Genomic DNA, 13,691 nt, shown 5'->3' on the forward strand with positions numbered 1-13,691 from the left:
TACTTTTCTCCACTAGGCTACGATGCACAACAACTCACCACCAACACCCTCAGAACGAGCCTTGCGGTCAGTCATCACACCTTTAGAAGTACTAACAATAGCGATACCCAAGCCATTCATAACATTAGGAATTTCGCTAGAAGCTTTATAAATACGCAAACCTGGACGTGAAACACGTTTAATTTGCTCAATCACAGGGCGACCTGCATAGTATTTCAATTGAATTTCCAATACCGGTTTCGCATCAGCAGAAACCGAAAAATCCTCGATATAACCTTCTTCTTTCAAGACTTTTGCAATTGCACACTTTAATTTGGAAGAAGGCATGGCAACTACTACCTTATTGGCACGTTGCGCATTACGAATACGAGTCAACATATCGGAAATAGGATCATGCATGCTCATTATTAATACTCCTATTACCAGCTAGCTTTAACAACACCCGGAATCTCGCCACGCATAGCGATTTCACGGATTTTAATACGACCCAAACCGAATTTACGGAAAGTACCACGAGGACGACCTGTCAAAGCACAACGACGGCGTTGACGTACAGGAGCTGCATTACGTGGAATGGATTGGAATTTCAGACGAGCTTCAAAACGCTCCTCTTCAGTTGCATTCGCATCATTAATAACAGCAAAAATTGCCTCACGTTTGGCTGCAAACTTTTTCGCCAAAGCTTGACGTTTTAGTTCACGATTAATAAGTGCTTTCTTAGCCATGATTATCCTTTAAACGGAAACTTGAACAGCGATAATAAAGCTTTAGCTTCTTCATCAGTTTTTGCAGTAGTTGTAATAGTAATATTCAAACCACGCAAAGCATCAATTTTATCGTATTCAATTTCCGGGAAAATGATTTGCTCGCGAACACCCATATTGTAATTACCACGGCCATCAAAAGATTTGCCACTTACTCCACGGAAGTCACGTACTCGAGGTAATGCAATAGTAATCAAACGATCCAAGAATTCGAACATTTGATCACGACGTAATGTTACTTTGCAACCTACAGGATAATTATCGCGAATTTTAAAGCCAGCGATAGATTTACGAGCAACAGTAACTACTGGTTTTTGACCAGCAATTTTCTCTAAATCAGATACTGCGTGCTCCATAACTTTCTTATCAGCAACAGCCTCTCCAACCCCCATATTTAAAGTAATTTTTTCAATACGAGGAACTTCCATTACTGACTTGTAACCAAATTGTTTAATCAATTCAGGAACAACTGTATCTTTATAAAACTCTCTCAAACGAGCCATGTTATCTCCTTATGCTCCAATAACAGAGCCATTTGATTTGAAGAAACGAACGCGCTTAACTTTGCCTTCATTCTCAATCAGTTTAATACCAACACGGTCTGCTTTATTAGTTTCCGGATTCAGGATTGCAACATTAGAAATATCCAACGGCATTTCTTTGGAAACAATACCACCCTCAACACCACGCATCGGATTAGGTTTTTGGTGACGTTTTACAACGTTAACACCTTTAACAACAACTTTATCACCCAATACGCGAACTACTTGACCTTGCTTACCTTTATCCTTACCAGTGATCACAACAACTTGGTCACCTTTAATGATTTTATTCATCGCGCTATTCCTTATAACACTTCAGGCGCCAATGAAACGATTTTCATAAATCGCTCAGTACGCAACTCACGGGTTACCGGACCAAAAATACGGGTACCCAGAGGTTCAAGTTTATTGTTTAACAACACGGCGGCGTTGTTATCGAATTTAATCAACGCACCATCAGGACGACGCACACCTTTAGCAGTACGAACAACAACTGCATTGTACACATCACCTTTTTTGACACGACCACGTGGGGCCGCATCTTTAACTGCGACTTTAATAATATCGCCAACAGAAGCGTAGCGACGCTTAGATCCGCCCAACACCTTGATACACATAACGCGACGCGCACCAGAGTTATCAGCCACATCTAAGATGGTCTGCATTTGAATCATATTAGTACCTTTAAATTAACCAACTTAATTTACCATTTTCATATAGCTCGCTCACTTATTTAAATTAAGCTAACCAAATGAAACCATCACGGTTCTAGTAAACCAGTCTTGGATCCCGAAGGGAAGAAACTTCCAGAAGAAACTGAAAGATAAGAAACGAAGTTTACACGCAAATTCACTTTGGCGCAACACTTCGTTTCTTATTAAAGCCAACTGTCTTAATTCTTAAACAGTACGTGCTTTCTCAACCAGCTCTTTAACAACCCAAGATTTGGTTTTTGACAGTGGACGAGATTCCGCAATTACTACTACATCACCAATTCCATATTGATTATTTTCATCATGGGCATGGATTTTAGTTGATAAACGGATGATTTTACCGTACAGAGGGTGTTTCACTTTACGCTCAACCAGCACTGTAACAGTTTTGTCCATTTTGTCGCTTACCACTTTGCCTTGCAAAGTACGAACATTTTTATTTCCGCTCATTACTTAGCACCTTTTTCAGTTAAAATGGTTTTAATACGAGCAATATCGCGACGTACACGTTTTAATTCGCTTGGCTTACCCAATTGACCAGTTGCGTTTTGCATACGTAAGCCAAATTGAGCTTTCAACAAGTCCAACAAATCTGCATTTAATTGCTCAATAGATTTGTCTTTCAATTCATTTGCTTTCATTATTGACCTACCTGTCTTACTACAAAGGTCGTAGGAATAGGCAATTTGGCAGCAGCCAATTCAAATGCTTCACGAGCCAAAGCCTCTGGAACACCGTCCATTTCATACAACACTTTGCCTGGTTTGATTTCGGCAATGTAATATTCCACGTTACCTTTACCGCCACCCATACGAACTTGAATAGGTTTTTCAGTAATTGGTTTATCAGGGAATACACGAATCCAAATACGACCACCACGTTTAATGTGACGAGTCATTGTACGACGAGCAGCTTCGATTTGGCGGGCAGTCAAACGACCACGACCAACGGCTTTCAAACCGAACTCACCGAAACTTACTTTGTTACCGCGAGTAGCAATACCAGTATTGCGACCTTTTTGTTGCTTGCGGTATTTCAGTCTAGTTGGCTGCAGCATTACGTCCACCTGCCTTTCTTTGTTTCTTTTCATGCTCAGGTTTAGCTGAAGTCTTTACATTACCTTCAGTATAGACCCAAACTTTCAGACCCAGCACGCCATAAGTGGTATGGGCTTCGCTAGTCGCATAATCTACGTTGGCACGCAAAGTATGCAGAGGTACACGACCTTCACGATACCATTCGCTACGAGCAATATCTGCACCATTCAGACGACCTGAGGTCATAATCTTGATACCTTTTGCTCCTGAACGCATAGCATTTTGCATAGCGCGCTTCATAGCACGGCGGAATTGAACGCGTTTTTCCAATTGCTGAGCAATACCATCAGCAATAATTTGTGCATCCAATTCAGGTTTACGGATTTCTTCGATATTCACATGAACAGGCACGCCCATCAAGGCTTGCAAATCACGTTTCAGAACTTCGATATCCTCACCTTTTTTACCAATTACTACTCCTGGACGGGCAGAGTGGATGGTAATGCGTGCAGATTTTGCAGGACGTTCAATAACTACGCGACCAACAGAAGCATTCGCCAATTTTTTACGCAGGTAGTTACGAACATCAATGTCTTGTTTCAAAACAGCAGAAAAGTCGGTGCTTTTAGCAAACCATTTTGAAGCCCAGTCTTTAGTTACCGCCAGGCGAAAGCCTGTAGGGTTAATCTTTTGTCCCATAGCTTTTCCTTAGTTGCCCACTGTCACATTGATATGACAAGTTTGTTTTTCAATGCGGTTACCGCGACCTTTGGCACGAGCTTGGAAACGTTTCAAGCTTGGACCTTTGTCAACAAAGATAGTGACCACTTTCAACTCATCAATGTCGGCACCGTTATTGTGCTCGGCATTAGCAATAGCTGATTCCAATACTTTTTTAATCAGTTCAGCACCTTTTTTAGGGCTGAAAGTCAAAATATTCAAAGCTTGGGCAACGTCTTTACCACGAATCAAATCAGCTACCAAACGAGCTTTTTGGGCTGAAATACGGGCATTTTTATGTTGTGCATTTACTCTCATGATTCACCTTATTTCTTTTTAGCCTTTTTATCAGCCAAATGGCCTTTAAAGGTACGGGTCAATGAGAATTCACCTAATTTATGACCAACCATGTTATCACTGATAAACACCGGCACATGAGTGCGGCCGTTGTGTACAGCAATGGTCAGACCGATAAAGTCAGGCAGAATGGTAGAACGACGAGACCAGGTTTTAATCGGGCGTTTGTCGTTGCTTGCACGAGCAGCATCTACTTTTTTCAGCAAATGCAGGTCTACATATGGGCCTTTTTTCAATGAACGAGCCATACTAATTAACCTTTATTTGAGTAACGACGACGAACAATCATGTTATCCGTGCGTTTGTTATTACGAGTGCGGTAGCCTTTAGCAGGAGTACCCCATGGGCTAACCGGTTCGCGAGCTTCACCGGTACGACCTTCACCACCACCATGCGGGTGATCGACAGGGTTCATGACAACACCACGAACGGTCGGACGAATACCGCGCCAACGATTGGCACCAGCTTTACCGATTTTCTTCAGGCTTTGCTCTTCGTTACCGACTTCACCGATGGTTGCACGGCAATCTACGTTGATTTTACGAACTTCGCCAGAGCGCAGACGGACTTGAGCGTATGCACCTTCTTTAGCCAACAATACTGCAGAAGCACCGGCAGAACGCGCAATTTGTGCACCTTTACCAGGTTTCATTTCGATACAGTGGATAGTCGTACCAACGGGGATGTTGCGGATCGGCAGGGTGTTACCTACTTTGATGGCAGCTTCAGCACCGGAAACCAATACAGCACCGGCTTGAATACCGCGAGGAGCGATGATATAGCGACGCTCACCGTCTGCATAGCACAACAGTGCAATGAAAGCAGTACGGTTAGGATCGTATTCGATACGCTCTACTTTTGCAGGGATACCGTCTTTGTTACGTTTAAAGTCTACAACACGGTAATGGTGTTTATGACCGCCGCCTTTGTGACGAGTGGTGATATGACCATTATTGTTACGACCGGCAGTAGAATTTTTCTTTTCGAGCAAAGGTGCATAAGGCGCACCTTTGTGCAAACCTTCTGTTACCACGCGAACCATGCCGCGACGGCCTGCAGAAGTTGGCTTCATTTTAACGATTGCCATTTTGTTTATTCCTTATCTGCAGCTGCAGCAGCGGCTTCCAAATCCAACTCTTGACCGGCAGCCAAGCTTACATAAGCTTTTTTAACATCGCTGCGGCGGCCCAAAGTACGACCAAAACGCTTAGTTTTACCTTTAGTGGTAACGGTAGTTACAGAAGCAACTTGAACACCGAACAGCAGCTCAACAGCAGCTTTGATTTCAGGTTTGGTTGCATTTGCCAAAACTTTAAACGTCATTTGGTTGCGTTTTTCAGCCAATACGTTGCTTTTTTCAGAAACGATAGGTGCCAAAATCACTTGAGTCAAACGTTGTTGATTCATACCCATTGCTCCTCTAATTGTGCAACTGCATCTTTAGTGATGATTACTTTTTTGTAACGCAGCAAGCTGTAAGGATCAACTTGTTGAGCTTCCAAAACCAACACATTTGGCAAGTTGCGTGAAGCCAAGTAAACATTCTCATCGAGCTGTTTGATTACAAACAGCACTTGCTCCAGACCCAGATTTTTCACTTGTTCGGCAAAAACTTTGGTTTTAGGAGTTTCAGCAGTCAACGCTTCGATAGCAAACAAACGCTCGTCACGAGCCAATTGGGACAGGATAGTCGCCATACCGGCACGGTACATTTTACGGTTTACTTTTTGAGTGAAGTTTTCGTCGGGTTTGTTCGGGAACGCACGACCACCTTTACGCCACAGCGGAGAAGAAGTCATACCGGAACGGGCACGGCCGGTACCTTTTTGACGCCATGGTTTTTTGGTTGAGTGTTTTACTTCGGCACGGGTTTTTTGAGCGCGGTTGCCAGAACGGGCGTTTGCCAAGTAGGCATTTACCAGCTGATGAACCAACGCTTCATTGTATTCGCGAGCGAACAAAGCATCAGAAACAGACAGACTGCCTGAAACTTGTCCTTTAGCGTCAATTACTTTCAATTCCATTACGCACCTACTTTCACGCTAGGACGAACTACAACATCGCTGTTGACCGCACCCGGAACAGCACCCTTAACCAACAGCAGTTGGCGTTCTGCATCAACACGGACAACTTCCAGTTTTTGGACAGTTGCTTTGGTGTTGCCGTATTGACCGGCCATGCGTTTACCGGGGAACACGCGACCTGGGTCTTGCGCCATACCGATAGAACCTGGAACACGGTGAGAACGGGAGTTACCGTGGGAAGTACGTTGGGCACCGAAGTTATGACGTTTGATCGTACCGGAGAAACCTTTACCTTTAGAGGTACCGGTTACATCGACCAGTTGACCGACTTCAAACATAGAAACGGTGATTTCGTCACCGGCTTTCAATTCAGCCAGTTTTTCTTCAGTCAAAGCAAACTCGATCAAACCACGACCGGCTTCAACACCTGCTTTTGCAAAGTGTCCGGCTTCGGCTTTGTTGACACGGTTAGCTTTTTTCTGACCAAAGGTAACTTGAACGGCAGTATAGCCGTCAGTATCTTTGGATTTTACTTGTGTAACGCGGTTGGCAGACATATCCAAAACGGTTACCGGAACAGAAACACCCTGTTCGTCGAACACGCGGGTCATACCAACTTTGCGTCCAACCAGACCTAAAGTCATGATTATTTTCCTTTTAAAGTAAAGGGGCGGGCTACGATTGGCCTACCTTCGGACAATGATAAAACTTGGCACAAATGCACCAAGTCCGCCATTATAATCGACAAATCAAGCAAATACCAATCTTTTTTTAACACAGGGGCTTACTCGTGCTTTTTATCCCTATAAATTGATATTTCGCCGTCTATATACCCGAGGGAAGCGGCGTGTTGTTTACACACAAATCACCCTCCATATTTAACAAAAGGTCGTCTGAAACCCACAATCATAGGTTTTCAGACGACCTTTTATCCTACCGATACATTCAAACGGCGGACTGCTTCGCTTTGTCACCGTTCCAAGGTGCAACTTTAAACAGCAGCAACATACCCGGAATCCCTAACATGAAACACAGCCAAAAGAAATTAACGTAGCCCATCGCTTCAATCAGAAACCCTGCTGTCGCATTCATAAACGTACGCGGTACAGCGGATAGGCTGGACAGCAGCGCAAACTGTGTGGCGGTAAATGCGGTATTGGTTTGTTGCGCCATATACGACACAAATGCCACCGTACCCAAGCCGACACCTACTGCCTCGGCAGCAATGACGACTGCCAACATGGTTCGTTCTGATGCACCCACATGCTCGAAATGTCCGAAACTTGCCAGCCACGCAAAACCTAAAATCGTAACCCATTGCACCAAACCAAAAAGCCACAATGCACGGTTCACGCCTAATTTGTTTACCCAAATGCCGCCGATAATCCCGAAAATCACCGCCGGCCACAGTCCCGCGTTTTTCGCAATCAGGCCCATGTCAGTTGGTGAGAAGCCCATATCGATATAAAACGGGTTTGCCAGCGCAGTTGCCATACTGTCACCCAGTTTATACAGCACGATAAAAGCCAAAATAATCAACGCCTGTTTAATGCTTTGACGGGTAAAGAAATCGCGGAACGGCTCAACAACGGTATTTTTAAACCCTTTTGCACCTACGGGTTGTTGTGCCGGTTCTCGCGCCACGAATAAAGTGGCAAGCAACCCCGGAATCATGAATAGCGCGGTAATGATGAAGACGGACGACCAAGGCATCCTATCGGCTAAAATCAGACTTAATGAAGCGGGAATCAACGAGGAAATACGATAGGCATTCACATACAGCGAGTTACCCAAAACCAACTCTTCATCGGATAACACTTCTCGGCGGAAAGCATCGATCACAATATCCTGACTGGCGGAAAAAAACGCCACTACCAAAGACAGCCCCAAAATAATGGACAAGTGTTCTTGCGGGCGGACAAACGCATAGGCAGCCAAAAGCAGCAAAAGCGCTATCTGCATCACCAGCATCCAGCCGCGCCGCAAACCTAAAAACGGCAAGCGTACAGAGTCCATGAGCGGAGACCAGATAAATTTCCAAGTGTAAGGAAAACCAATCAGGGCAAACAGCCCGATGGTTTTCAAATTAACCTCGTTGAGGCGCAGCCACGCAGGAATCAGGCTGTATAGGAAATAAAGCGGCAGCCCCGATGTGAAGCCCGTAAAAATACAAATCAGCATATTGCGCGAAAAAATCCGCTGCATCGTGCTTGGTTGTGAAGCAGTCATAATGGGTGAGCAACATCAAAAAGAAAGGCGCATTGTAACAAATCCTGTTTAAACAAACTTTAAACTATGCATAATAATCAAAAAGGTCATCTGAAAACCGTTTTTCCGTTTTCAGACGACCTTTGTGCTTGGCTTGGTGTTTAAGCGGGTTACGCCGTTTTCTTCTCGCGTATCGGCAGGTTCAGCAAAGCCGCCGTTCCCGCCAACACTGCATCGGCATACCACATCCAGCCATAATCGTTGAATTGATAAATCACGATGCCGCCGATATACGAGCCTAAAAAGCCGCCGATTTGGTGGCTCAACATCGTCAGTCCGAACAGCGTCGCCAGATAGCGCGTGCCGAACAGCTTGCCCGTAATCGCGGCAGTCGGGGCGACGGTGGCGAGCCAAGTGAAGCCCAGCGCGGCGGCGAAAATGTAGAAATTGACGTCGGTTCTCGGGGCGGCCAGGTATATCAGCACCATCGCCACACGCGAGGCGTAGAGTCCGAACAAAACGTATTTGCCCAAAAACCGCCCCGTACACCAGCCCGAAAAAATGCAGCCCGCGATGTTCGCTAAGCCGATAATCGCAATCGAAGTCGAAGCGACCGAAGCGGGCAGGCCGCAGAGCGCGATCTCGTTGGGCAGGTGGGTTACCAAAAACGCAATGTGGAAACCGCAGGTAAAAAAGCCTAAGTGCAGCAGGATGTAGCTTCGGTCTTTAAACGCCGCTTTGACCGCCTGCCCCAGCGTTTGCCCGTTTTCAGACGACGTGTGGTGCGTGGCGACAGCGTTTTTGCCGCCCGCCAGCCACCACGAAATCGGCAGGATCAAAAGTGCAATGCCGCTCCAAACGTAAAACGTTCCCGTCCAGCCGACGGCAGGCAATATCAACAAACCCTGCACTAGCGGCGCAAACAGAAACTGCCCTGCCGAACCGCCCGCGTTGACCAGCCCCGAAGCCAAACCACGTTTGTGCGGCGGCACTTTCGCCGCGACCTGTCCCATGATGATGGAGAAACCGCCCGCGCCTGTTCCGAATGCAAAAAGCAGCCCGATTGCCAGCATCAGCCCCCAATAAGTCGGCATCTGCGGCACCATCAGACAGGCAGATGTCAACAGCAGCGCGCCGCCACCCAACACCTTAAATGCGCCGAAGCGGTCGGCAAGCGCGCCGGAAAGCGGCTGGGACAAGCCCCACATCAACTGGAAAACGGCAATAATCAGGCTGAACTCTTGGATACTCAGCTCGGTAGAGTCGACGACCGGACGGACAAACAGCCCCATAGTCATGCGCATACCGATGGTAATCAGTAGGATGGCGGCGGCAGCGGCGGTCACCAGCCAAAGGTTAGGGGATTTTTGCTGTGCGTGTGTCATGGTTATGGTTTGTTTCTATTGAAAAATGCCGTTCAATCAACTGGCAAAACGACGGATTCTAGCAAATTAGGTTGATATCGGCTAAATAACTCCTGATGCTTTGGATATAGCCAAAACCTCTATCCGCAAGACTTTGTCCGTTTTTTCTATCTGCGCGGCAAATTATGGAATAAGAGTCAGGATAACCATATATGAAAAAACGTCGTCTGAAAACCTGAAACCTTATTTTCAGACGACCTTCGACCGCAAACACCTAACCAATCCGTGCCTTCGGCTCGAAATAACGTTCTCGGACAGATGATTGTTGATTAAGAAGGAGCAGCATGAAAATAATCAGGGATATTGCACTATGGATAGTGATAACGGTTTGGATTAATTTTTATCCCGACCGTTACCGCTACGACACCGTTCCGCAAGGACGACACGGATACTGGCACATCGATCATCCGTGGTATCCCTATGCCCGTTTTTTGTTGCCGCTGCTTCTTGCTGTCTGGATTGCCTATAAACATTTCAAAAAAAGAAAATAGGTAGGACTGCATACAAAAAGGTCGTCTGAAACCCAAATTTCGGTTTCAGACGACCTTTTTATCGATTCGGGTATCTTAACGATGCCCTTTTCTTTCAGCCTTTAGTCTTTGCTCGTTTCCACCAAGACCATTTCGGCAGCGGCGACGGGTTCGGCTTCGACTTTCGGCACGTCCGAGCGGCGCAAGCCGGATTCGGGTTCGGGCTGAACCTGTTCGGCAAAAGCGGCGACGGCTTCGGGATTGGTTTCGACAAACACCAAACCGCCTAAGTCGGGCATCGCGGCAACGGCAGGGGCAGTTTCTTCCGGTTCGGTCGCTTCCACTTGGCTTGCTTCCGGCGCAGTTTGCGGCTCCGATTCTGCTGCTTGGGCGGCTGCGGCGGCAAGGGCTTCGATGGCGGCGGCAGCTTCGCGTTCGGCTTTCCAAACGACCAGCTCTTCCTCCATTTCGGCAACGGCTTCGACCTGGCCTTCAGCCGGGACGGCGGTCATCGGTTGGTAGCCGTCTTCGGTTTCGATGGCGAATACGGAAGTCGAAGTTTCTTCGACGCTGCCGATGGCAGAGTCGATGATGCTGCATTCGTCGTCGGTGCTGTCTTCGATCAAGATGTCGCTATCCACATCTTCGCCTTCGATGGAGAAAACGAATGCTTCTTCAGCAACGGTAACGGGTTCGGAAACCACGACAACCAAAGGCTCAGCACTATCCTCGGGAGCGGGGATGGTTACGGCAAACGGTGCTTCTTCGACAGGCTCGCCCATGACGTGCGCGGCGGCGAAGCGGACTTTGTCGGAGGTATCGTGAATATTCAGGTACTGCTCAATTTTGGCGGCAGACGGAATATTGCGTTTTTTACCGTTTTGACGGCGGTCGCGCTGATTATTGCGTTCGCGGCGGTCGCGTTGGTTGTTGCGCTCGCGTTGGCGGCGTTCGTTGCCTTTCGGTGCATCGGCCTCGGCGGTTTGCACGCCCTCTTCCGCCACGTTGTCCACTGTTTCGGACAGGGTTTCTTCCGCACGGATTTCCGCTTGTTCGCGGTTGCGTTCGTTGCGGTTGTTGTTGCGGCGGCGTTTGTTGCCTTGCTCCTGCTCTCCTGAACGGGATTCGTTTTCAGACGACGTTGTCGCGGCAAATGCTTGAACTTCGAGGTTTTCAGCTTCCGCTGCGGCGCTGCGCTCGTTTTGACGGTTGCGGCTGCGGCGGTTGTCTTTGGCGTTGCGGGTTTCGTTTTCCGCTGTCTGATTGTCCGCTGCTTTGTCTTTGAAGTCCGCCACTTCGCGCACTTCTACCTTACTGCCGTCGTGCCTATTGTTGCGGCGCGGGTTTTGGCGGCGGTTGTTTGCGCGGCGGTTGCCGGAATTGCCGTTGCGGTTGTTGCCGTTTGAAGTGCGTTTTTCTGCCACCTCGGCAACAGGCGCGGTTTCGGCTGCGGTGTTGCCGCCGAAAATGCGTTTGAGCCATGCTTTGAAGCTATCCCACCATGAACCGCTCTTCTGCTCGGATACGGTCGGGGCAGGCTGGGTATGGCGCACGCCTTTGACGGCGGGTTCGGGACGGGCGGCTTTGGCTCTTTCGCTGCCGAAAGGTTTGGCGGATTCGTCTTCTTCCGGCTCGGCAACGCGTTTGTAGCTCGGTTCGCCGTCTTCTTCTACGTCGTCGATGCGGATGCGGTTGATTTCGTAGTGCGGATTTTCCAAGTGGATATTCGGAATCAGGACGACGTTGACGTCCAAACGCTCTTCCATCGCAAACAGCTCGGCGCGTTTTTCGTTCAACAGGAAGGTAGCGACATCGACGGGCACTTGGGCGTGTACTTCGCCGGTATTGTCTTTCATCGCTTCTTCTTGAATGATGCGCAAAACGTGCAGGGCGGTCGATTCGATGCCACGGATCACGCCGGTACCGGCGCAGCGCGGACAAGCGACATGGCTGCTTTCGCCCAAAGCGGGTTTCAGGCGTTGGCGGCTCAATTCCAAGAGACCGAAGCGGGACAGCTTGCCCATTTGCACGCGGGCGCGGTCTTTTTTGAGCGCGTCGCGCAGGACGTTTTCAACATCGCGCTGGTGTTTGGGGTTTTCCATGTCGATGAAGTCGATGACGACCAAACCACCCAAGTCGCGCAAACGCATTTGGCGGGCGACTTCTTCGGCAGCTTCCATATTGGTTTTGAACGCGGTATCTTCGATGTCCGAGCCGCGGGTGGCGCGGGCGGAGTTGACGTCGATGGAAACCAAGGCTTCGGTATGGTCGATCACAATCGCGCCGCCGGAAGGCAGGCTGACGCTGCGGGCGAACGCGCTTTCGATTTGGTGTTCGATTTGGAAGCGGGAAAACAGCGGCGTATGGTCTTGATAGAGTTTCAGACGACCTACGTTGCTCGGCATGACGTAGCTCATAAACTCGGCAACTTGATCGTAAACCTCTTGATTATCCACCAGAATTTCGCCGATGTCGGGACGGAAATAGTCGCGGATGGCGCGGATGAGCAGCGAGCTTTCCATGAAGAGGAGGTAAGGGTCGTGATGCGCTTTTCCTGCTTCTTCGATCGCCTGCCAGAGTTGTTTGAGGTAGTTCAAATCCCATTCCAACTCTTCCGCGCTGCGGCCGATACCGGCGGTGCGTGCGATGATGCTCATGCCGTTCGGAATGTCGAGTTCTGCCATAGCGGCTTTGAGTTCTTGACGCTCTTCGCCTTCGATACGGCGGGATACGCCGCCGCCGCGCGGGTTGTTCGGCATCAATACCAAATAGCGTCCGGCAAGGCTGATGAAGGTGGTCAGCGCCGCGCCTTTGTTGCCGCGTTCGTCTTTTTCGACTTGAACGATGACTTCCATGCCTTCTTTGAGCACGTCTTGAATGCGCGCCCTGCCGCCTTCGTAATCGCGGAAATACGAACGCGATACTTCCTTAAACGGCAAAAAGCCGTGGCGGTCGGTTCCGTAATCCACGAAACACGCTTCCAGCGACGGCTCGATACGGGTGATGATACCCTTGTAAATATTACCTTTGCGCTGCTCTTTACCCAGCGTTTCGATGTCCAAATCCAAAAGGTTTTGCCCATCGACAATGGCAACGCGCAGCTCTTCCGCTTGCGTTGCATTGAACAACATTCTTTTCATAATAATTACCTCGCACAGGCGGGCAGCCTTTTTCAGACGACCTGCCTGCTCTGTCAGACACTCTGCGAGGCGGACGGGATTGGGCATAGCCCGCGCCCCTTTTCGGCGCGGGATGCAGAAACCCGGATGAGCAATCAGTTTTTGAATTGAAGTCCGCAAGGTTGCACGCCGTCCAAAACAATGCGGCCGTGTGCGGAAGGGTACGGATAAAGAAGGCAATAAAGAACAATGCGGCGGAACGCTCCGTCCGCCACCGAAGTCCGGACGGTACAGGTCCGGCTTGGAAAACAGG

At 48.5% G+C, this 13,691-nt stretch carries 19 protein-coding genes; 1 reads left to right on the forward strand and 18 read right to left on the reverse strand.

Features of this window, described 5'->3' with window-relative positions; translation table 11 throughout:
• Positions 1–12: 12 nt before the first annotated feature.
• The 17 genes from rpsH to J7445_RS09275 all read right to left on the reverse strand — a co-directional run bounded on the left by rpsH (position 13) and on the right by J7445_RS09275 (position 9,750).
• Positions 13–405 (reverse strand): 30S ribosomal protein S8, encoded by a 393-nt coding sequence (gene rpsH, locus J7445_RS09195; RefSeq protein ID WP_003742898.1) that lies wholly within the window; start codon positions 403–405, stop codon positions 13–15.
• Between the two features lie 14 nt (positions 406–419).
• Positions 420–725, reverse strand: a complete 306-nt coding sequence (gene rpsN, locus J7445_RS09200) for a 30S ribosomal protein S14 (RefSeq protein WP_003684736.1) — start codon at positions 723–725, stop codon at positions 420–422.
• 2 nt (positions 726–727) lie between these two features.
• On the reverse strand, positions 728–1,267 hold the full coding sequence (gene rplE, locus J7445_RS09205; protein WP_003759725.1) for a 50S ribosomal protein L5: 540 nt from the start codon (positions 1,265–1,267) through the stop codon (positions 728–730).
• Positions 1,268–1,276: 9 nt separating this feature from the next.
• Positions 1,277–1,600, reverse strand: coding sequence for a 50S ribosomal protein L24 (rplX, locus tag J7445_RS09210; protein WP_070656375.1), 324 nt, complete (start codon positions 1,598–1,600; stop codon positions 1,277–1,279).
• A gap of 11 nt (positions 1,601–1,611) precedes the next feature.
• Entirely contained in the window at positions 1,612–1,980 is a 369-nt protein-coding gene (gene rplN / locus J7445_RS09215; RefSeq protein WP_002215434.1) for a 50S ribosomal protein L14, read from the reverse strand.
• 225 nt (positions 1,981–2,205) lie between these two features.
• Positions 2,206–2,469 (reverse strand): 30S ribosomal protein S17, encoded by a 264-nt coding sequence (gene rpsQ / locus J7445_RS09220; protein ID WP_070656372.1) that lies wholly within the window; start codon positions 2,467–2,469, stop codon positions 2,206–2,208.
• Positions 2,469–2,660, reverse strand: a complete 192-nt coding sequence (rpmC, locus tag J7445_RS09225; protein ID WP_003675882.1) for a 50S ribosomal protein L29 — start codon at positions 2,658–2,660, stop codon at positions 2,469–2,471. Before rpmC ends, rpsQ begins: the two co-directional genes overlap by 1 nt.
• Positions 2,660–3,076 carry a 50S ribosomal protein L16 gene (rplP, locus tag J7445_RS09230; protein ID WP_003675880.1) on the reverse strand — a complete coding sequence of 139 codons (417 nt, stop codon included), beginning with the start codon at positions 3,074–3,076 and terminating at the stop codon, positions 2,660–2,662. Before rplP ends, rpmC begins: the two co-directional genes overlap by 1 nt.
• The gene (gene rpsC, locus J7445_RS09235) at positions 3,060–3,755 is read right to left on the reverse strand and encodes a 30S ribosomal protein S3 (RefSeq protein WP_003675878.1); all 696 of its coding nucleotides are present in this window, start codon (positions 3,753–3,755) and stop codon (positions 3,060–3,062) included. Before rpsC ends, rplP begins: the two co-directional genes overlap by 17 nt.
• 9 nt (positions 3,756–3,764) lie before the next feature.
• Entirely contained in the window at positions 3,765–4,094 is a 330-nt protein-coding gene (gene rplV, locus J7445_RS09240) for a 50S ribosomal protein L22 (RefSeq protein WP_003675877.1), read from the reverse strand.
• An 8-nt stretch (positions 4,095–4,102) separates the two neighbouring features.
• A complete protein-coding gene (gene rpsS, locus J7445_RS09245) occupies positions 4,103–4,381 on the reverse strand; it encodes a 30S ribosomal protein S19 (protein WP_002215422.1) in 279 nt (92 codons plus the stop codon).
• Between the two features lie 5 nt (positions 4,382–4,386).
• Positions 4,387–5,220: a 50S ribosomal protein L2 gene (gene rplB, locus J7445_RS09250; protein ID WP_003742892.1), complete on the reverse strand. Its 834-nt coding sequence runs from the start codon at positions 5,218–5,220 to the stop codon at positions 4,387–4,389.
• Positions 5,221–5,225: 5 nt separating this feature from the next.
• The gene (rplW, locus tag J7445_RS09255; protein ID WP_002231529.1) at positions 5,226–5,540 is read right to left on the reverse strand and encodes a 50S ribosomal protein L23; all 315 of its coding nucleotides are present in this window, start codon (positions 5,538–5,540) and stop codon (positions 5,226–5,228) included.
• Positions 5,537–6,157: a 50S ribosomal protein L4 gene (gene rplD / locus J7445_RS09260; protein ID WP_019271029.1), complete on the reverse strand. Its 621-nt coding sequence runs from the start codon at positions 6,155–6,157 to the stop codon at positions 5,537–5,539. Before rplD ends, rplW begins: the two co-directional genes overlap by 4 nt.
• Positions 6,157–6,801, reverse strand: coding sequence for a 50S ribosomal protein L3 (gene rplC / locus J7445_RS09265; protein ID WP_002215400.1), 645 nt, complete (start codon positions 6,799–6,801; stop codon positions 6,157–6,159). The genes rplD and rplC overlap by 1 nt, the downstream gene beginning before the upstream one ends.
• A 301-nt stretch (positions 6,802–7,102) precedes the next feature.
• A complete protein-coding gene (locus J7445_RS09270) occupies positions 7,103–8,386 on the reverse strand; it encodes an AmpG family muropeptide MFS transporter (RefSeq protein ID WP_425326068.1) in 1,284 nt (427 codons plus the stop codon).
• Between the two features lie 149 nt (positions 8,387–8,535).
• On the reverse strand, positions 8,536–9,750 hold the full coding sequence (locus tag J7445_RS09275; RefSeq protein WP_070656366.1) for an MFS transporter: 1,215 nt from the start codon (positions 9,748–9,750) through the stop codon (positions 8,536–8,538).
• Positions 9,751–10,073: 323 nt separating this feature from the next.
• Here J7445_RS09275 and J7445_RS09280 point away from each other — a divergent pair, with 323 nt between their 5' ends.
• The gene (locus J7445_RS09280; protein WP_070656364.1) at positions 10,074–10,280 is read left to right on the forward strand and encodes a hypothetical protein; all 207 of its coding nucleotides are present in this window, start codon (positions 10,074–10,076) and stop codon (positions 10,278–10,280) included.
• Positions 10,281–10,381: 101 nt separating this feature from the next.
• Here J7445_RS09280 and J7445_RS09285 read toward each other — a convergent pair whose 3' ends face one another.
• Positions 10,382–13,399, reverse strand: a complete 3,018-nt coding sequence (locus tag J7445_RS09285) for an Rne/Rng family ribonuclease (RefSeq protein WP_209283374.1) — start codon at positions 13,397–13,399, stop codon at positions 10,382–10,384.
• Positions 13,400–13,691 lie beyond the last annotated feature (292 nt).

This window comes from Neisseria sicca, from assembly GCF_017753665.1.
In the GTDB taxonomy this organism is placed as follows: Bacteria; Pseudomonadota; Gammaproteobacteria; order Burkholderiales; family Neisseriaceae; genus Neisseria; species Neisseria flava.